The organism is Thermus oshimai DSM 12092, assembly GCF_000373145.1.
GTDB lineage: Bacteria > Deinococcota > Deinococci > Deinococcales > Thermaceae > Thermus > Thermus oshimai.
This window is the reverse complement of the sequence record NZ_KB890621.1, coordinates 24,455-41,757: the sequence shown is the minus strand read 5'-3', so window position 1 is coordinate 41,757 and position 17,303 is coordinate 24,455. Positions and strand designations below refer to the sequence as shown.

General features: G+C 71.3%; 18 protein-coding genes. 11 read left to right on the top strand and 7 right to left on the bottom strand.

Going from position 1 to position 17,303, the window contains the following annotated elements:
- Window positions 1-3: 3 nt before the first annotated feature.
- From B043_RS0109585 to B043_RS0109570, 4 genes are all read right to left on the bottom strand, one after another.
- Window positions 4-894, bottom strand: a complete 891-nt coding sequence (locus tag B043_RS0109585) for a PilW family protein (protein ID WP_051073591.1) — start codon at window positions 892-894, stop codon at window positions 4-6.
- On the bottom strand, window positions 860-1,240 hold the full coding sequence (locus tag B043_RS0109580; RefSeq protein WP_015065322.1) for a prepilin-type N-terminal cleavage/methylation domain-containing protein: 381 nt from the start codon (window positions 1,238-1,240) through the stop codon (window positions 860-862). Before B043_RS0109580 ends, B043_RS0109585 begins: the two co-directional genes overlap by 35 nt.
- Complete coding sequence (locus B043_RS0109575; protein WP_015065321.1) at window positions 1,237-1,674, bottom strand: pilus assembly FimT family protein; 438 nt, start codon at window positions 1,672-1,674, stop codon at window positions 1,237-1,239. Before B043_RS0109575 ends, B043_RS0109580 begins: the two co-directional genes overlap by 4 nt.
- Before the next feature lie 121 nt (window positions 1,675-1,795).
- Window positions 1,796-4,387 carry a MalT transcriptional regulator family protein gene (locus tag B043_RS0109570; protein WP_018461833.1) on the bottom strand — a complete coding sequence of 864 codons (2,592 nt, stop codon included), beginning with the start codon at window positions 4,385-4,387 and terminating at the stop codon, window positions 1,796-1,798.
- Between the two features lie 82 nt (window positions 4,388-4,469).
- On the opposite strand from B043_RS0109570, the gene B043_RS0109565 reads away from it, so the two are divergent.
- The 11 genes from B043_RS0109565 to B043_RS0109515 are packed head-to-tail and all read left to right on the top strand — an operon-like array spanning window position 4,470 to window position 13,995.
- A complete protein-coding gene (locus B043_RS0109565; protein ID WP_018461832.1) occupies window positions 4,470-5,477 on the top strand; it encodes a 3-oxoacyl-ACP synthase in 1,008 nt (335 codons plus the stop codon).
- The gene (locus tag B043_RS0109560) at window positions 5,470-6,951 is read left to right on the top strand and encodes a class I adenylate-forming enzyme family protein (RefSeq protein WP_018461831.1); all 1,482 of its coding nucleotides are present in this window, start codon (window positions 5,470-5,472) and stop codon (window positions 6,949-6,951) included. The genes B043_RS0109565 and B043_RS0109560 overlap by 8 nt, the downstream gene beginning before the upstream one ends.
- The gene (locus tag B043_RS0109555; RefSeq protein ID WP_018461830.1) at window positions 6,938-7,708 is read left to right on the top strand and encodes an alpha/beta fold hydrolase; all 771 of its coding nucleotides are present in this window, start codon (window positions 6,938-6,940) and stop codon (window positions 7,706-7,708) included. The genes B043_RS0109560 and B043_RS0109555 overlap by 14 nt, the downstream gene beginning before the upstream one ends.
- Window positions 7,701-8,432 (top strand): alpha/beta fold hydrolase, encoded by a 732-nt coding sequence (locus B043_RS0109550; RefSeq protein ID WP_018461829.1) that lies wholly within the window; start codon window positions 7,701-7,703, stop codon window positions 8,430-8,432. The genes B043_RS0109555 and B043_RS0109550 overlap by 8 nt, the downstream gene beginning before the upstream one ends.
- The gene (locus B043_RS0109545; RefSeq protein ID WP_018461828.1) at window positions 8,429-8,878 is read left to right on the top strand and encodes a MaoC family dehydratase; all 450 of its coding nucleotides are present in this window, start codon (window positions 8,429-8,431) and stop codon (window positions 8,876-8,878) included. Before B043_RS0109550 ends, B043_RS0109545 begins: the two co-directional genes overlap by 4 nt.
- Complete coding sequence (locus B043_RS0109540) at window positions 8,871-10,043, top strand: ABC transporter substrate-binding protein (protein WP_026234214.1); 1,173 nt, start codon at window positions 8,871-8,873, stop codon at window positions 10,041-10,043. The genes B043_RS0109545 and B043_RS0109540 overlap by 8 nt, the downstream gene beginning before the upstream one ends.
- Window positions 10,043-10,918, top strand: a complete 876-nt coding sequence (locus B043_RS0109535) for a branched-chain amino acid ABC transporter permease (protein WP_018461826.1) — start codon at window positions 10,043-10,045, stop codon at window positions 10,916-10,918. The genes B043_RS0109540 and B043_RS0109535 overlap by 1 nt, the downstream gene beginning before the upstream one ends.
- Entirely contained in the window at window positions 10,915-11,817 is a 903-nt protein-coding gene (locus B043_RS0109530) for a branched-chain amino acid ABC transporter permease (RefSeq protein WP_018461825.1), read from the top strand. The genes B043_RS0109535 and B043_RS0109530 overlap by 4 nt, the downstream gene beginning before the upstream one ends.
- Window positions 11,810-12,535, top strand: coding sequence for an ABC transporter ATP-binding protein (locus B043_RS0109525; RefSeq protein WP_018461824.1), 726 nt, complete (start codon window positions 11,810-11,812; stop codon window positions 12,533-12,535). Before B043_RS0109530 ends, B043_RS0109525 begins: the two co-directional genes overlap by 8 nt.
- The gene (locus B043_RS0109520; RefSeq protein ID WP_018461823.1) at window positions 12,532-13,236 is read left to right on the top strand and encodes an ABC transporter ATP-binding protein; all 705 of its coding nucleotides are present in this window, start codon (window positions 12,532-12,534) and stop codon (window positions 13,234-13,236) included. The genes B043_RS0109525 and B043_RS0109520 overlap by 4 nt, the downstream gene beginning before the upstream one ends.
- Window positions 13,237-13,245: 9 nt before the next feature.
- Window positions 13,246-13,995: a 3-hydroxybutyrate dehydrogenase gene (locus tag B043_RS0109515; protein ID WP_018461822.1), complete on the top strand. Its 750-nt coding sequence runs from the start codon at window positions 13,246-13,248 to the stop codon at window positions 13,993-13,995.
- A 14-nt stretch (window positions 13,996-14,009) separates the two neighbouring features.
- Here the strand turns inward: B043_RS0109515 and B043_RS0109510 are convergent, their stop codons facing one another.
- The 3 genes from B043_RS0109510 to B043_RS0109500 form a co-directional block, all read right to left on the bottom strand.
- Window positions 14,010-15,908: a cobyric acid synthase gene (locus tag B043_RS0109510; protein WP_018461821.1), complete on the bottom strand. Its 1,899-nt coding sequence runs from the start codon at window positions 15,906-15,908 to the stop codon at window positions 14,010-14,012.
- A 72-nt stretch (window positions 15,909-15,980) separates the two neighbouring features.
- Entirely contained in the window at window positions 15,981-16,244 is a 264-nt protein-coding gene (locus B043_RS12395; RefSeq protein ID WP_018461820.1) for a nucleotidyltransferase domain-containing protein, read from the bottom strand.
- A 4-nt stretch (window positions 16,245-16,248) separates the two neighbouring features.
- The gene (locus B043_RS0109500; protein ID WP_018461819.1) at window positions 16,249-17,256 is read right to left on the bottom strand and encodes a pyridoxal phosphate-dependent aminotransferase; all 1,008 of its coding nucleotides are present in this window, start codon (window positions 17,254-17,256) and stop codon (window positions 16,249-16,251) included.
- Between the last annotated feature and the right edge of the window lie 47 nt (window positions 17,257-17,303).

Sequence of the window (17,303 nt, the reverse complement as noted above, 5' to 3'; positions counted from 1 at the left end):
CTCCTACTGCGAGAGAACATTGCGGGGAAAGTACTCCCCGCTGAGGGTGCGGCTTCGCCCCCCTTCCTGCACCGTGACCTCCACCAGGATTGCGGCCACATCCGTCCACCGCTGGCCCCGGCTACCGAAATCCGTGTGAGTTCTGCCGTCCTGGGTGCGCACCGCCACCCTAAAGCCCGTCACCCGATCCACTAAGCGCAAGGGTGCGGCCGCATTCCCGTTCAGGATGAGGTGAAGCAGGCCGTCTTGGAGCACATACCGGCGTTCCTCTAGGGCGTAGATCCGGCTGGTGCCGTTCCCGGGGTAGTCGTTGGTCCACCGTCCCCGGGCGCGGTGGATGTGGAAACGGGATTGGTCCTCGGCGTCGTAGGGGAAGAACTCCCCTCTTCCCGTGGTGGGGTCATAGAGGTAGAAGGTTACCTCCCCTCCGTTTTCCTGGCGGTAACGAGCGAAGGCCTCCAGGCGGTCGTCCCACCCGTTTCCGTCCCCGTCCTGGGGGAGGCATTGGGGCGGAGGGCTGTGGTCCCTTCGGGCCACAAAGAGCACGTCTTGGCTGCTCCCGGCCTGTAGGCCGTTTCGGTCGCAGAGCGTTAAAACCGCGTCCAGCAGGTTCCTGCGGAGGACCAAGGTGTTCCCACTAGACACCTGGACGGCAGGAAAGTCCATGGGTGTCCTTTCCCCCGCTTGGCGGATGTCGGCTCCCAGGAGGTCCAGAGCCGCCCGTAGGTTCTGGTTCAGGGCGGTTCGGGTCTGGTCCAGGGTGTAGAGCTGGCGGTTGGAAAGGACCAGGCCCAGGGAAAGGGCCAGGATCAGGGCCCCGATGCCCAGAGCCACCAGGAGCTCTATCAGGGTGAGCCCCTTAGCGGAGGCTAGTGTAGACCGTTTCTGCGGCATAGACCGTCCTCCCGTTCCAGACCACTTCCACCCGGATGTGCCGGCTTCCGGGGCCGCACAAGGAGGCCTGGGCGCAGTAGGTGCGGCGTAGGGTGAAGGTGCGCCCCCCGTACCCCTCTTGCCGTTCCGTACTCCCCGAGGTGGGCAGGGTGGAAGGGTCCTGGAGCCTTAGGCTTTCAAACTCCCGCTGGGCTAGGAAGACCGCTTGGGAGCGGACCTCAGAAGCCGTATTGGTCTGGAGGTGCCCCACGAAGGAGGGGACGATAAAGGCCAGGGCGATGCCCAAGACGGCGAGGGCCACCACCACCTCCACAATGGAAAGCCCCTGGGAACCGCCGTGCCTCATAACCGCCTCACCCCCCCGCCCAGGAGCACCTCTAGGCGACGCTCTTGGGCCTCTTTCCGGAACACCAAGACCAGGTTTCGGTCGCTGTACCCCCGGCTGGAGAAGCAGAGCTCCACGGATTGCCCATTTCCCGTGGATAGGGTAACCCCCGGGGGGAGCTCCAGCTCCAGGCTGGTGTCCTCGGTGAAGCTCGTGCTCGTGCACCGGGGTGCGTACTCTGCCAAAAGCCGGTTCCCCACCTGGCGTACCCGGTAGGCGGAGGTGGTGGACATGGCCTTGGCCCGCACCAGCTTAAGGTAGCCCTCCGTGTGGACCCAGGCGTCCTGGAGAGGGTTGGAAAAGGGACGAAGGTTGAGGGCGGCGATACTGAAGGCGATTCCCAAAACGCCTAGGGTCACCAGGAGTTCTATTAGCGTGAACCCCTTGGACCTCATCTGCTTCAATGGTAATCGTTGGTACTGTTGGGAGTCTATCCCCCAAATGGGGGGTTCATCCGATGTTCTCCTGTGGAGCTGGGCTTGGCCAAAGCTGTACCTTCACAGGGCCCGGGGGGTCTCAGGATGCCTCTTCCCCTAGCTCCTCCAGGGCCCTCTTCCGGAGGGCCCTGGCCTCTTCTGCCCAAGGGGTGAGGCGGAGCCTCTCCCAGGCCTCCTCGTCCAAGGGGTCCAGGGCCAGGGCCTGGAGCCAGTCCTCGGCCCGGGGGCTTCGGAGGAGGGCCCGCCTCCGCTCCTCCAGCCGGGCCCGGGCCCACTCGTCCAGGAGGGGGTGGTCCAGGCCCCGGTAGGGGAGGGCGCAGGGGGCCTCGGGGTCCTGGAGGTCCAGGTAGAGCTCGGGGGCCTCCCGGTGGAGCCGCCAGGGGTGGGTGCGGAGGAAGTAGCCCGGGGCCCCCTTGGGCCGGCCGGGTTCCAGGTGGGAGAGGAGCTCCCACCACAGCACCCGGAACTCCCCGGGGGAGACCCCCAGGGCCTCCTGGAGCTCCTCCTTATCCCAGTCCTTCTCCAGGAGGAGGGCGAGGAGGAGGCGGGCCTTCTCCCGCCCGAAGCGCACGGGCCTGCCCTCCACCCGCACCTCGAGGCCCCCCAGGGCCCGGATCTCCACCCGCACCCCAGGGTGATAGGCCACCTCCAGGCGCCCGAGCCGCCAAAGGGCCTGGCGCACCCGGTGGACGGGGGGGGCGAAGAGGGTGGGGCGTTCCAGGAAGGGGTAGCGGAGGAGGAGGTCCTCCAGCCCTTGCCGGAAGGGGTAGGCCTGGGCCAGGTTCCTCAGGAAGGGGTCGGGGGCGGGGAGGGCGGGGAGGGGCCAGGCCTCCCCCCCTCTGAGCCGGGCCGTGGCCACCGCCAGGGTCATGAAGGCCTCCACCCAGAGGTCCCCCGAGGCCCGGGCCAGGCGGACCATCTCCGGGAAGGCCCCCTCCTCCCCCAAGGCGGCAAGCCCCCCCAGGGCCTCCACCTGGAGCCGGGCGGGCCCCCCCTGGGCCAGGAGGAGGGCCGTGCGGTAGGCGGCCTCCGCTTCTCTAAGGCGGCCCAGGGCCAGGAGGGCGTGGCCCTGCCGGGCCTCCGCCAGGCTGATCCCGAAGGGGCTTCCCAGGACCTCGGCCTCCCAGCGGCCCCTTTCGGCCAAGCGCAGGCCCTCCTCCGCGTCCCCGGCCACGCACTCCAGGAGGGCCCGGAGGAGGGTTCCCTCCCGGTGGTTCTGGGGCGGGCGGTGGAGGCCGGGGTCCTTGAGGTCCCGGAGAAGGGCCAGGGCCTCCTCCACCCGGCCGAGCCGGAGGAGGACCCTGGGGCCCGTGAGGCCCAAGGCCTGGGCCTCCTCGGCCCGGCCCTCGTTGAGGAGGTTTTCCGCGAGGAGAGGCCTAGCCTCCTCGGGGAAGCGCCTCAAGGCCTCCTCCAGGTAGGGCCGGGCCAGGGCGGGTTCCACCGTGTCCAAGTGGAGGCGGGCGAGGCCCAGGTAGGCCCGCGCCTCCCCCCGTTCCAGGGCCTCCCGGTAGGCCCGTTCCGCCTCCTCGTAGCGCCCGGCCTGGCGCAGGGCCTCCGCCAGGAGGAGGCCGAGGCCGGGGCGGGGCTTCCGGACCTCTTCCGGAAGGCCCTCCAGGAGCCTCAAGACGGTGTGAGCCAGGCCCCGTTCCAAAAACCCCTGGCCCTCCTTCAAGAGGAGGTCCGCGGCGTGGCCGTAGCGGCCCGCCTCCAGGAGGAGCTCCGCCGCCCGCACCCCCTCGCCCCGCCCCAGGGCCTCCCGGGCCGCCCGGTCCAGGAGGGCCCGGGCCTCGGCGGGGGGGAGGAGACCTTTTAGGGCCGAGCGCACCAGGGGGTGGAAGGCGAGCCGCCCCTCCCGCCTTTCCAGGAGGAGGTCCTCCGCGAAGGGGAGGAGGGCCTCCGCCTCCTCCTCCGCCACCTCCCCCCGGAGGGCCAGCCGGGCCGCCTCCAGGAGCACCGCCTCGGGCAGGCCGTAGGCCAGGTAGCCCAGAAGCCCCTCCCCGCTCACCACGGCCCTTTCCGGGCGCAGGCCCCTCCGCATGGCGAGGAGGAGGGCCCTGAGGCCCAAGGGCCAGCCCCGCACCAGGCTCAGGGCCCGCTCCACCTCAAAGGGGGGGAGCTCGGGGGCCAGGGCCTGGGCCAGGCGGCAGGCCTCCTCGGGGTCAAAGGCCAGCTCCCGCTCCCCGATGACCCGGAGGAAGGCGAAGGGGGCCGAGCGGCGGGTGAGGACCAGGATCTTCAGGCCGGGCAGGCGCAGGAGGTCCTGGAGGAGGCGGATCGTGGCCGGGCTTTCCCCCCGGTGGGCCTCGTCCAGGAGGAGGAGGTGGGGGCCAAGCCCCCCCAGGGCCTCCATCAGGGCCTCCAGGGCCCGGGGCCAGGCCCCCTGTTCCAGGAGGGCCTCCGCCCCTTCCAGGGCCAGCCCCCGCTGGGCCCGGTAGGCGGCCAGGAGGTGCCAGAGGAGGAGGGCGGGGTCCTTGGCCTCCTCGGAGAGGGCCAGGTAGACCCCGGGGAACTCCGTGGCCAGGGCCGTCTTCCCGTACCCCGCCCCCCCGGCCAGGGCCAGGCCGGGGCTTCCCTCAAAGGCCTGGGCCATGAGGCGGAGGAGGCGTTCCCGCCGCACCTCCTTGGCCAGGCGGGGGGGGAGGAGCCTCGAGGGGGGCACCGGGTAGGGCACGCCCCCAGTCTAAACCGCCCCCGCCCGTGTAACGGGGCTGTAACACCCGGCCCCTAACCTGGGGGAGGAAGGAGGGCAAGGGGTGTACCTTAGGGCCCTTGGGGTCTACCTGCCGGAAGGTCGCATGGGGGCGGAGGAGATCGCCCGGCGCTCGGGGCTTCCCCCGGAGGTGGTGCGGGAGAAGCTGGGGATCCTGGAGAAGGCCGTTCCCGGCCCCCAGGACCACCCGGCGGAGATGGCCGCCTGGGCGGCCGAGAGGGCCCTTTCCGCCGCGGGCTTTTCGGGTGGGGGGGTGGATTGGGTGCTCTCCATCGTGGAGGAGCACAAGGACTACCCCGTCTGGGCCACCGCCCCCTACCTGGCCCGGCGGGTGGGGGCCTGGGGGGCGAAGGGGATGGACCTCAACCAGAAGTGCGCCTCCTTCCTGGGGGCCCTGGAGGTGGCCCGGGGCCTCTTCGCCACCCGGAAGGCGGTGGGGGCCATCCTGGTGGCGGGGGGGTACCGCAACGGGGACCTGGTGGACTACGCCGACCCCCACACCCGCTTCCTCTACGACCTGGCCGCGGGGGGCGCCGCCGCCCTCCTCACCCGGGAGGGCCCGGGCTTGAAGCTTCTGGGCCTCGCCCACCGCATGGACCCGGAGCTGGCCTTGGCCGTGAAGGTCCCCGTGGGGGGGACCCGCCTCCCCCTCACCCCAGAGACCCTCGAGGCCTACCGCCTCCGGGTGGAGGACCCCGAGGGGATGAAGGCCCGGCTGGACGCCACCTCCATCCCCACCTTCCTCGGGGTGATCCGGGAGGCGTTGGAGGAGGCGGGGTACGGGGAGGCGGACCTGGACTACCTGGCCCTCCTCCACATGAAGCGCTCCGCCCACCGGGCGGTCTTGGAGGGGCTGGGCCTGAGGCCGGAGCAGTCCGTCTACCTGGAGCGCTTCGGCCACCTGGGCCAGCTGGACCCCCTCCTCTCCCTGAAGCTGGCCTGGGAGGAGGGGCTTCTCAAGGAGGGGAGCCTGGTGGCCCTGGCCGCGGCGGGCGTGGGCTACTTCTACGGGGCGGCGGTGCTCCGCCTCGAGGGGAGGCTCTATGCTTAACCCCAACTGGCTGGAACGGCTTGCGGCCTACCACCCCGAGCGGCGGGCGGTCTTCTTCCGGGACCGCTGGCTCACCTACGGGGAGCTCTACGAAAGGGCCCGGCGCGCCGCGGCCACCCTGAAGGCCCTGGGGGTGGGCCCTGGGGACCGGGTGGGCCTCCTTTCCTGGAACCACCCCGCCTACCTGGACCTCCTCTTCGCCGCGCCCCTCCTCGGCCACATCCTCGCCCCCTTCAACCACCGCCTAAGCCTCCCCGAACTCCTGGCCCTCCACGCCTACGCCGCCCCCCGGGTCCTCTTCTACGGGGAGGGCTTCCGGGAGGCGGCGGAGGCCCTGGACCCCCGGGCCCTGCCCCTCTCCGCCCTCCTGGAGGGGGAGGGGGAGCCCCCGGAAGGGTACGCGCCCGGCCTCGAGGACCCCGCCCTGCTCCTCTTCACCGGGGGGACCACGGGCCTGCCCAAGGGGGCCCTCATCCCCTACCGCCAGCTCCTCCTGAACGCCCTGGAGACGGCCTTCGCCTGGGGGCTTTCCCGGGAGGACCGCTACATCCTGGCCACCCCCATGTTCCACGCCGCCCTGAACGCCCTGGCCACCCCCCTCCTCTACCTGGGGGGGGAGGTGGTCATCGAGGAGCGCTTCCAGCCCGAGGAGTACCTGGAGCTTTTGCGCCGCCACCGGCCCACGATCCTCTTCCTGGTGCCCACCATGTTCGCCATGCTTCTGGAAAGCCCCGCCTTTGCCGAAACCGACCTCTCCTCCGTGCGCTTCGCCATCTCCGGGGGTGCCCCCTGCCCGGCCCCGGTGCGGGAGGCCTTCCGGGCCCGGGGGGTGCGCTTCAAGCAGGGCTACGGCCTCACGGAGTGCGGGGTGAACTGCTTCACCTTTGAACTGGAGGAGGCGGAGGCCTATCCGGAGAGCGTGGGCCGCCCCATGCCCCACCTCTGGGCCCGGATCGTGCGGGAGGACGGGGGGGAGGCGGGCGTGGGGGAGGCGGGGGAGCTTTGGCTTTCCGGGGGCGTGGTCATGAAGGGCTACTACAACCGTCCCGAGGAGAACGCCAAGGTCTTCGCCTTTGACGGGGCAAGGCTTTGGCTGAAGACCGGGGATCTGGCCTTCCGGGACGAAGGGGGGCGGTACTACATCGCCGGCCGGAAGAAGGAGATGTTCATCTCCGGGGGGGAGAACGTCTACCCGGTGGAGGTGGAGCGGGCCCTCTACGACCACCCCGCGGTGAAGGAGGCGGCGGTCATCGGGGTGCCCGACCCCCGCTGGGGGGAGGTGGGGGCGGCCTTCGTGGTCCTGAAGGCCCCCCTGGACCCGGAGGCCCTTAGGGCCTTCCTTAGGGGGCGCCTTGCGGGGTACAAGGTCCCCAAGCACCTCTTCTTCCTGGAGGAGCTTCCCAAGACCGGACCCGGCAAGGTGCAGAAGGAGGCCTTGAGGAAGCTATGGGAGGAGCGCCATGGTGCGGCTTAGGTACAAGGTGGAGGGGGAGGGCCCCCAGGCGGTCCTTCTGAACGGGCTCTTCCAGCGGCTGGAGAGCTGGGACCCCGTCCTGCCCCACCTTCCCGGCTATACCCTCCTCCGCTACGACATGCGAGGCCAAGGGGAGAGCGAGGCCCCGGAAGGGGTCTACACCCCCGCCCTCCACGCGGAGGACCTCCTAGCCCTCCTGGACCGGCTGGGGTGGGAAGGGGCGGCCCTGGTGGGCCTTTCCAACGGGGGGGTGGTGGCCCTGGAGGCCGCCCTCCGGGCTCCGGAGCGCTTCTCCGCCCTCGTCCTCTGCTGCACCACCCCCTACCTGGATCCGGCCCTCCGGGCCAAGGCGGAAAGCTGGCTCCACGCCCTCCGGGCGGGGGGCACCCCCTTGCGCCTCCGGGTGGCCCTGCCCTGGGTCTTTGGGGCGGGCTTCCTGAACGCCCACCCGGAGCTCCTAGGGGCGGGCCTGGAGGCCCTCCTGGCCCAGGCCCCCTCTCCTGAGGCCCAGGAGAGGCTCCTCCTCGGCTTCCTGGCCCTGGAGGACCTGAGGCCCCGCCTCCGGGGGCTCTCCCTCCCGGCCCTGGTCCTCTACGGAAAGGAGGACCTCCTCTTCCCCCGGCCCTACGCCGAGGCCCTGGCGGAGGCCCTGGGGGGGAGGCTTCAGGGCCTTCCCGCGGGCCACGCCGCCCCCCTCGAGGCCCCCCAGGCCTTCGCCGAGGCGGTGCGGGCCTTTCTGGAGGTGAACCGTGCTTAGCTATCTGGAACGCGGAAGCGGCTTCCCCCTGGTCCTGGTCCACGGCAACTTCGCCTCTAAGGAATGGTGGCGGGGCCTCCTGGAAGACCCCCCTGAGGGGGTCCGGCTCCTCGCCCCCGACCTCCCCGGCTTCGGGGATAGCCCCGCCCCCCCGGACTTCACCCCCTCCATCCCCGCCTACGCGGAGGCCCTGAGGGGCTTCCTGCGGGCGGTGGGGGCGGAGGAGGCGGTCCTCCTGGGCCACTCCCTGGGGGGTGCGGTGGCCATGGAGGCCGCCTGGGAGGGGACGAAAGGCCTCGTCCTCCTGAACTCCGCCCCCCCCTCGGGCCTCAGGACCCCGGAGGCCTACTACCCCATCCTGGAGTCCTACCGGGAGAACCGGGAGGCCCTGGCCGCCGCCCTCGCGGCCATGGCCCCCACCCGTAGGCCCCCCTGGTTCCCTGAGCTCGTGGACCGCGCCCAGAGGATGCACCCCGCCCACTTCCAGGGGAACGCCCGGGCCCTCTCCGCCTGGCGGCTCCAGCGGCCCTACGGGGGCCCGGTCCTGGTCCTCTATGGGGCCCTGGACCCCCTGGTCTCCCGGGCCATGGCCGAGGAGACCGCGGCCTTCTTCCCCCGGGGGCGGCTTTTGGTGCTGGAGGGGGTGGGCCATTCCCTGAACCTCGAGGACCCGCCCCGGCTTAAGGCCATCCTGGAGGCGTTTTTAGGGGAGGTGATGGGATGAGGTTCAAGGTGGGGGACCGGGCCAGCTACACCCAGACCCTTTCCGAGGCCCACGTGGCCCTCTTCGTGGGGGCGGTGGGGGACACCAACCCCCTCCACGTGGACGAGGCCTACGCGGCCAAAAGCCGCTTCGGCCGCCGCATCGCCCAGGGGATCTTGGTGGCGGGCCTCATCTCCACGGTGATCGGCACCAAGCTCCCCGGCACGGGGGCCATCTACCTCTCCCAGACCCTGCGCTTCCTGAAGCCCACCTTCCTGGGGGACACGGTCACGGCCACCGCGGTGGTCAAGGCCGTGCGCGAGCGGGCCAAGGGGGGCTACGTCCTCACCCTGGACACCTTCTGCGAGAACGCCCGGGGGGAGCGGGTCCTGGAGGGGGAGGCGGTGGTGCTCTACGAACCCGAGGGCGTAGGCCCTGGGGAACAAGGAGGTGGTCAAGGTGCGTAAAGCGGTGGCGGTTCTCCTGTTGGCCGGTCTGGCCCTGGCCCAGACCCAGGTGCGGGTGGGCGTGCTCCTGCCCCTTTCCGGGGTCTCCTCCGTGTCCGGGAAGGCGGCCCTAAACGGCATCCAGCTGGCGGCGGAGGAGGTGAACGCGGGGGGCAAGGTGCGGTTGGAGCTGGTGGTGGCCGACGACGGCACCGACCCGGCCAAGGCGGTGCCCGCCTTCACCAAGCTCATGACCGTGGACCGGGTGGACATCGTCATCGGGGGCCTGGCCAGCGGCGTGACCTTCGCCCTCTCGGGGCCCGTGAAGCAGTACGGGCCGCTTTTCCTCTGCATCGGGGCGGCCAGCAGCGTGGTGGAACAGGCCTTTGAGGGGTACCCCCTCTTCTTCCACTACCACCCCTGGGACTACCACAACGTGGCCGCGGCCCTGCAGTTCTTCGCCCATCTGAAGGAAGCCCATGGGGCCAAAAAGGTGGCGGTGCTCTACGAGGACGGCCCCTTTGGCTCTGCGGGGATCGCGGTCTACAAGCAACAGCTGGAGAAGCTGGGCTACCAGGTCCAGGCCGAGCCCTACAAGGCAGGCAGCGGCCAGTTCACCCCCATCCTCACCCGCTTCCGCTCCTTCGCCCCCGACATCCTCTACTGGATCGGCTACGACGTGGACGCCTTGCCCATCGCCGCCCAGGCCCGGCAGGTGGGCCTCAGGCCCAAGCTCATCTATGGGGCCCCGCCCTCCTGGCCCATTGGGTTTGAGAAGAACCCCCTCTCCAACGACATCGCCGGCATGACCGCTTGGCTGCCCACGGTGGCCAACGCGGAGTCCCGCCGCTTCGTGGCCGCCTACCAGAAGAAGTACGGGGAGGTCACGGAGGAGTACATGGCCCCCATGGGCTACGCCATCGTGAAGAGCCTGGCCCTGGCGGTGGAGCGGGCGGGGAGCGCGGACAAGGCGAAGGTGGCCGAGGCCCTGGCCGGGGTGCGGATGAACACGCCCTTCGGGCCCCTCGCCTTCAAGCCCTCGGACACCGGCAAGACCCGCTACCAGGGCTTTGGCCCGGAGATCTGGTTCCAGTTCCAGTACCTTGGGGGCTCGAGGCGCCCCGTCTTCCCCCTGGATAAGGCCGCCCGGCCCCTGCGCTACCCTGGGGAGTACCACCTCCGCTGATGGAACTCCTCCTCCAGACCCTCCTCAACGGGATTCTGGCCGCCGGGGTCTACGCCCTGGTGGCCACGGGCCTGGCCCTCTCCTTAGGGGTGGTGGGGATCGTCAACTTCGCCCACGGGGAGTTCCTCATGCTGGGGGCCTTCCTCTCCTACTTCCTCTTCCTCCTCCGGGGGGTGGACCCCCTTCTCGCCCTGGGCCCCGCTTTCCTGGCGGCCTTCCTGGTGGGGGCCCTGGCCTACCGCGGCCTCATCCGCCCCGTCCTTAGGGCCCCCGAGCTCAACCAGATGCTCCTCACCTTCGGGCTTTCCGTCCTCCTGCAGAACCTGGCCCTCCTCCTCTTCGGGGCGGACACCCGGGTGGTGGCCCCTCCCTACCAGGCGGCCACCCTCACCCTGGGGCCCTTCTTCCTGGGGGCCGTGCCTCTCGGGGCCTTTCTCCTCTCCTTGGGCCTCCTCCTCTTCCTCCACCTCTTCCTCACCCAAAGCCGCCTGGGGCTCGCCGTGCGGGCCGTGGCCCAGAACCGGCTGGCCCCGGGGCTTCTCGGGATTGAGACGGACCGGATCTACCTCCTGGCCTTCGGCCTCTCCGCAGGCCTGGCGGGGGTGGCGGGGGTGATGCTTTCCGTCCTCCTCTACGCCAGCCCCACGGTGGGCTTCGTCTACACCCTGAAGTCCTTCGCCATCGTGGCCCTGGCGGGCCTGGGGAACCTGAAGGGGGTGGTCCCCGCCGCCCTGCTCCTGGCGGTGGCCGAGGCCCTGGTGAGCACCTACGTGCCCGGGGGGGGCGGCCTGGTGGAGGCGGTCTTCTTCCTGGTCCTCTTTCTGGCCCTGGTCCTGCGCTCCTGGGCTGCGGCCCGGGCTTTGGGGGGGGTATGAGGCGCCTCCTTTGGCCCCTCCTCTTCCTCCTCCTCATCCTCCTTCCCCTCCTCCCCTTGGGGGCCTGGCGGGCCTTTGCCCTGGACGTGGCCGTCTTCCTCTACCTCACCGTGGCCCTGGCCCTGGCCTGGGACCTGGTGGCCCGGAGCGGCCAGCTCTCCCTGGCCCATGGGGGCTTTTTCGGCCTGGGGGCCTACGCCGCGGGGCTTTCCGCCCCGGGGCTCGGCACCCTGCCCGCCCTCCTCCTTGGGGGGGTGGTGGCGGCCCTCATGGCCCTCCTCCTGGGGGCGGCCACCGGTAGGCTCCACGGCCTCTACTTCGCCATCGCCAGCCTGGCCTTCAGCGAGGTGCTCCGCACCCTGGCCCTGAAGCTCCCCTTCACCGGGGGGCCCATCGGCCTGCCCGTGGCCCCGCCCTTCGGGGGGGTCTGGCCCCTGGCCCCCTACTTCCTGGCCCTCTTGGCCCTGGCCCTGGCGGTGGGGGTGAGCCTTTGGGCGGAGGGGAGCCCGTTCCGCCTGGCCCAGGCGGCCACCCGCCAGGGGGAGGCGGTGGCCCGGGTCCTGGGGGTGAGCACGGTGCGGGTCAAGCTCCTCTCCCTCCTCCTGGGGAGCTTCCTGGCGGGGTTTGCCGGGGGCGTCTACGGGATGAAGGCCCTCTTCCTCACCCCCTACGATGCCTTCAGCCTAGGGCGGGCGGTGGAGGCCCTGGTCATCCCCATCTTCGGGGGGCTTTACACCACCCTGGGGCCCCTTCTGGGCGGGGCCATCCTGGTGGGGCTGGAGCAGGTCCTGAGGCTCGGGGTGGGGGAGGGGTACCTGGTGGTCTACGGGGGGCTTCTCATCGTGGCGGTCCTCTTCCTCCCCCGGGGGCTCATCGGGCTCGGGAGGCGCCGTGGCTAGGCTCCTCGAGGTCCACGCCCTGAGCAAGCGCTTCCTGGGCCTTAGGGCCCTGAACGGGGTCTCCTTTGTCCAGGAGGAGGGGGAGATCCTGGCGGTCATCGGCCCCAACGGGGCGGGGAAGAGCACCCTTTTAAACCTCATCTCCGGCCTCCTCAGGCCCGATGGGGGGCGGATCCTCTTCCAGGGGGAGGAGATCGCCCATCTCTCCCCGGAGGCCCGCACCTGGCGGGGCTTGGGCCGGGCCTTCCAGATCGTGAGCCCCTTTCCAGAGCTCACGGTGCGGGAAAACCTCCTGGTGGGGGCCCTTTTCGGCAAGCCGGGCACCTCCCGGAAGGAGGCCGAGGCCTGGGTGGAGGAGGTCCTGGAGCTCACGGGCCTCTGGCCCAAGCGGGAGGCCCCCGCCTCGGAGCTCACCCTCTTGGAGGACAAGCGGCTGGAGCTGGCCCGGGCCCTGGCCACCCGGCCCAGGCTCCTCCTCCTGGACGAGGTCATGGCCGGCCTCCGGCCCAAGGAGGTGGGGGAGGCGGTGGAGCTTTTGAAGCGGGTGCGGGCCCAGGGGGTGAGCATCCTCTTCATCGAGCACCTTATGCCCGCGGTGCGGGCCCTGGCGGACCGGGTGGTGGTCCTGGACCACGGGGAGAAGATCGCCGAGGGCCCCTACGAGGCCGTGGCCCAGGACCCAAGGGTGCGGGAGGCCTACCTGGGGAGGAAAGCATGAGGCTCAAGGTGGAGGGGTTGGAGGCCGGCTACGGTAAGGCCCAGGTCCTCTTCGGGGTGGACCTGGAGGTGGGGGAGGGGGAGATGGTGGCCCTCCTGGGGGCCAACGGGGCGGGGAAGACCACCACCCTTAGGGCCCTTTCCGGCCTGGTCCGCCCCTGGCGGGGCCAGCTTCTCCTGGACGGCCTGGACCTCAGGCCCCTTTCCCCGGCCAGGAGGGCCCGGCTGGGTCTTGGCCACGTCCCCGAGGGGCGCCAGCTCTTCCCCCTCATGACCGTGGAGGAGAACCTCCGTTTAGGAGCGGCCTTCCTGGCCCCCGGGCGGGAGAAGGAGGGCCTCGAGCGGGCCTACGCCCTCTTCCCCAGGCTTGGGGAAAGGCGGGGCCAGCTTGCGGGCACCCTCTCCGGCGGGGAGCAGCAGATGCTGGCCATCGCCCGGGCCCTCATGGGCTTCCCCCGGATCCTCCTGGTGGACGAGCCCTCCTTGGGGCTTTCCCCAAGGCTGGCGGAGGAGGTCCTCCTGGCCCTGGTCCAGGTGGTCCGGGAGGGGACCGGGGTCCTCCTGGTGGAGCAGAACGTGGCCCTTTCCCTGGAGGTGGCCGGGCGGGCCTACGTCCTGGAGGGGGGGCGGGTGGTCCTGGAGGGCCCCGCCCCCCTTCTGCGGGAGGACCCCCGGGTCCGGGAGGCCTACCTGAGCCTCTAGACTGGGACCATGAAGGGAAAGACGGCTTTGGTTACCGGAGCGGCTAGCGGCATCGGGCGGGCCATCGCCGAGGCCCTGGCGGGGGCGGGGGTGCGGGTTCTGGTGCACGACCTCCGCCCCGAGGGGGAGGAGGTGGCCCGGCGGATCGGGGGGGTCTTCCTGCAGGCGGACCTCGCGGACCCGGAGGGGGTGCGGGCCCTGGGGGAGCGGGCCGCGGCCTTTGGGGTGGACATCCTGGTGAACAACGCGGGCTTCCAGCACATCGCCCCGGTGGAGGAGTTTCCCCTGGAGGTCTGGCAGCGGATGCTCCAGGTGATGCTCACCGCGCCCTTCCAGCTCATCCGGGCCCTCCTGCCGGGGATGAAGGCCCGGGGGTGGGGTCGGATCGTGAACATCGCCAGCGTGCACGGGCTGGTGGCGAGCCCCTACAAGTCGGCCTACATCAGCGCCAAGCACGGGCTTTTGGGCCTCACCAAGACCGTGGCCCTAGAGGCGGGGGCCTTTGGGGTGACGGTGAACGCGGTGTGCCCGGCCTACGTGCGCACCCCCCTGGTGGAGGGGCAGGTGGCGGACCAGGCGCGCACCTTGGGGATTTCCGAGGGGGAGGTTCTGGAGAAGGTCTTCCTGGCGCAGGCGGCGGTGAAGCGGCTGATTGAGCCGGAGGAGGTGGCGGAGCTCGTCCTCTTCCTGGTGTCGGAGAAGGCGGGGGCGGTGACGGGGGCGGCCTGGCCCATCGACCTGGGCTGGACGGCGCGGTAGGCCTTGAGGCCGGCCTAAGGGGCCAGGGGCAGGGCCCGCCCCGCCACCAGGAGGTAGGCCTCCTTCGCACGCTGGGCGAAGCGCGCGTTCACCTCTCCTAGGAGGTCCCGGTAGCGCCGGGCGAGGGGGTTAGCGGGGACGATCCCCATACCCACCTCGTTGGACACGGCGATGACCCGCTTGTTGCTCCCCTCCACCGCTTGGAGGAAGCGCTCCGCCTCCTCCAAGGGGTCCAGGCCCGCCTCCAGGAGGTTCGCCACCCAGAGGGTGAGGCAGTCCACCACCACCACCCCGTGCCGGGCCCGGCCCAGGGCCCCCACCAGGTCCAGGGGCTCCTCCAGGGTCTCCCAGGTGGGGGGGCGCTCCCTCCGGTGGCGGGCGATCCTCTCGGCCATCTCCTCGTCCCGGGCCTCGGCGGTGGCGATGAGGGTGGCGAAGGGGCCGGCGAGCCGCTGGGCCAGGCGGCTCTTGCCGCTCCTCGCCCCTCCCAAGAGGAGGACGAGGCCCGGGGGGGGTGGGGGGTCGGGGGCCTGGAGGGGCCTCGAGGCCGGATAGATCTTCCCCGTGAGGCCCAGGGCCCGGTGGAGGACCTTGAGGTCCAGGTGCCTTTCCAGGGCGTCCGCCAGGGCATCCAGGGCCTCCTCCAGGCCCCTCGCCCTCCGGCCGAAGAGGGCCTCCTGCACCCCGGGATCCTCCAGGAGGCCGTGGAGCCAGGTGGCGAGGAGGGGGCCTTCCTGGTGCACGAGGGGAAGGCCCTCCCCGTGGTGGATCTCGTAGCCTTGGACCTCGAGGCCGTTGAGCCGGCCCCAGAAGCCCGTGAGGCCCGAAAGGCGCACCCCCTTGCGGGCCACGGTCTTCTCCTGGCGCATGGCCACCCGGAAGGGGAGGAGGCCAAGCCCGGGGAAGACCCCCCGCCGCTCCACCCCCTCCTCGTCCCGGATCTCCCGGGCCAGCATCTCCGCCCCGCCGCAGACCGCGAGGAGGGGCTTGCCGGCCTCGAGGTGGGCCCTTAGGAGGGGGAGGAAGGCCCTAAGCCAAGGGAGGTCCTCCGCGGGCAGGCGGCTTCCCGGGAGGATGAGGAGCTCCACCCCCTCCGCCTCCTCGGGGGTCCTGGCGTGGCGGAAGTCCGAAAGCTCCGAAAGGGGCCAGAACTCGTCCAGGTTGGCCGCATGGGGGTAGCGGAGGAGGGCCACCCGCATCCCCTTGCCCCCCCTTGGCCGGTGGCGGAAGCCGTCCTCCTCCGGGAGCTCCAGGGGGAGCATGGGGAGGGTGCCCAGGACCCTCACCCCCGTCCAGCCCTCCAGGAGGCCGTAGGCCGGCTCCAGGAGGCTCAGGTCCCCCCGGAACTTGTTGAACACAAAGCCCAGGAGCCGCTCCCGGTGGTTCCCCAGAAGGGCCCAGGTGCCGAAGAGGGCGGCCAAGGCCCCTCCTTGGTCCACGTCCGCCACCAGGAGGGCCCGGGCGTCTGCCCACTCCGCCACCTTGAGGTTCACCAGGTCCGGCCAGAGGTTCCGCTCCACCGGGCTTCCCGCCCCCTCCAGCACCAGGAGGTCGTACTCCTTTTGGAGGTCCTCCAGGGCCTCCCGCACCGGGGCCTCCAGGTGGGGCCTCCGTTCCCGCCAGGAAAGCCCCGAGAGGAAGGGGTCCACCCGCCCCAGGACCACCACCTGGCTCCCCCTTTCCCCGAAGGGCTTGATGAGGACGGGGTTCATGCGCACCTCGGGCGGGACCCCGGCGGCCAGGGCCTGGAGCCACTGGGCGCTGGCCATCTCCCCGCCCTCGGCCACCCGGGCGTGGTTGGCCATGTTCTGGGCCTTGAAGGGGGCCACCTTGAGCCCCAGGCGGCGGAAGTGGCGGAGGAGCCCCGCGGCGAGGAGGCTTTTTCCCACCCCGCTCCCCGTACCCCAGACCATGAGGGCCTTAGCCCGTCCCAAGGCGTCCCCCCCTAGCCTCGAGCCGCCTCTTCTCCGCGTTCATCCAGGGGCCTAGCCCCCTTGAGCACCCTTCGCATTCTTCCTCTCCTCGGGGGTGAGCGCCAGGGCCTCCACCGGCCAGGGGCTGTCCTGGAGGGGCTCCGGCACCCGCCCGATGCGCTCCAGGGGCGGGAGGTCGGTCCGGGCCACCACCCGGAGGTCCGGGTCCGCGCTGCCCCGGGCCCAGGAGCCGAAGAGGTGGACCCCTTCCAGGGTAAAGGCCCCCTTCGGCCGGGCCGCGGCCTCCTCCAAGTAGGCCTTAAGGCGCCCCTCCACCCCTTCAGTCTACCGGAACCCCCGGAAGGATCTCCTCCAGGGCCTCCAGGAGGGCCTCTATGGCCTCCTCCTTCTGGGCGGAAAGCCTTAGCCACTGGGGGAGGCCGAAGCTGGTGGCGTCCCGCACCCTTATCCCCCGGGCCCTTAGGGCCCTCGCCACCTCCGTGGCCCGCCCCACCCGCACCAGGAGGAAGTTGGCGGGGCTTTCCCGTACGGAAAGGCCCAAGGCCCTTAGCCCCTCCGCCAGCCTCCGCCTCAAGCGGTGGAGCTCCTCCTTGGTCTTCTTCAACCAGGCCTGGGCCTCCGGGTCCAGGTGGCCGAAGAGGAGGGCCTCCCCGTAGACGGAGAGGGGCCAGCTGGGGGCCAGGTGCTGGAAGTGGGTGAGGTCCAGGGGGGCGAGGAGGTACCCCGCCCTTACCCCTGTGAGGCCGTGGGCCTTGTTGGGGCTCAAGAGCCGCCAGGCCCCTTCCGGTAGGGGCACGGGGGCCTCCAGGAGGTCGTGGTAGGCCAGGTCCAACACCAGGGCGGTGTGGCCCCTTTGGGCGGTCCGGGCCGCCTCCTCCAAGAAAGGATAGACCTCCCCCGTGGGGTTGTTGGGCACGCAGAGGAAGGCCAGGCCGGCCCGGGGGAGGAGCCTCAGGAAGTGCTCCGGATCCCTCGCCTCCCACAGGGGCAGGTCCAGGGCCTTGGCCGCCCGGGCGTACTCGCTGAAGGTGGGGGGGAGGAGGAGGATGGGGCCCCTCAGGTAGGTCCAGCGGGCCAGGCGGTGGATGAGCTCGCTGGTCCCCGTGCCCACGGCCACGTGGGTCTCCGGCACCCCGTAATGCCCCGCCAGGGCCCGGCGGAGCCTGCGGTAGAGGGGGTCGGGGTAGCGGCTGGGGTCCGCCCGCCGGAGGTGGTCCAGGATGACGGGGTTGGGCCCCAGGGCGTTGGCGTTGGTGGAGAAGTCGTAAAGGGGTTCTGGGCCGTCGTCCGTGCCCCCGTGGATGGGCTTCAGCACGTCGTCGATCACTCCCCCTATCCTAGCCCTCCCCCAGAGGGAAACCTTGGCCTGGGCCC

Bases quoted from the DNA above. Each gene is read 5' to 3' on its own strand.
- B043_RS0109585 (WP_051073591.1), bottom strand. From the start codon at position 894: ATGCCGCAGAAACGGTCTACACTAGCCTCCGCTAAGGGGCTCACCCTG.
- B043_RS0109580 (WP_015065322.1), bottom strand. From the start codon at position 1,240: ATGAGGCACGGCGGTTCCCAGGGGCTTTCCATTGTGGAGGTGGTGGTG.
- B043_RS0109575 (WP_015065321.1), bottom strand. From the start codon at position 1,674: ATGAGGTCCAAGGGGTTCACGCTAATAGAACTCCTGGTGACCCTAGGC.
- B043_RS0109560 (WP_018461831.1), top strand. From the start codon at position 5,470: ATGCTTAACCCCAACTGGCTGGAACGGCTTGCGGCCTACCACCCCGAG.
- B043_RS0109555 (WP_018461830.1), top strand. From the start codon at position 6,938: ATGGTGCGGCTTAGGTACAAGGTGGAGGGGGAGGGCCCCCAGGCGGTC.
- B043_RS0109545 (WP_018461828.1), top strand. From the start codon at position 8,429: ATGAGGTTCAAGGTGGGGGACCGGGCCAGCTACACCCAGACCCTTTCC.
- B043_RS0109535 (WP_018461826.1), top strand. From the start codon at position 10,043: ATGGAACTCCTCCTCCAGACCCTCCTCAACGGGATTCTGGCCGCCGGG.
- B043_RS0109530 (WP_018461825.1), top strand. From the start codon at position 10,915: ATGAGGCGCCTCCTTTGGCCCCTCCTCTTCCTCCTCCTCATCCTCCTT.
- B043_RS0109520 (WP_018461823.1), top strand. From the start codon at position 12,532: ATGAGGCTCAAGGTGGAGGGGTTGGAGGCCGGCTACGGTAAGGCCCAG.
- B043_RS0109515 (WP_018461822.1), top strand. From the start codon at position 13,246: ATGAAGGGAAAGACGGCTTTGGTTACCGGAGCGGCTAGCGGCATCGGG.
- B043_RS0109510 (WP_018461821.1), bottom strand. From the start codon at position 15,908: ATGGTCTGGGGTACGGGGAGCGGGGTGGGAAAAAGCCTCCTCGCCGCG.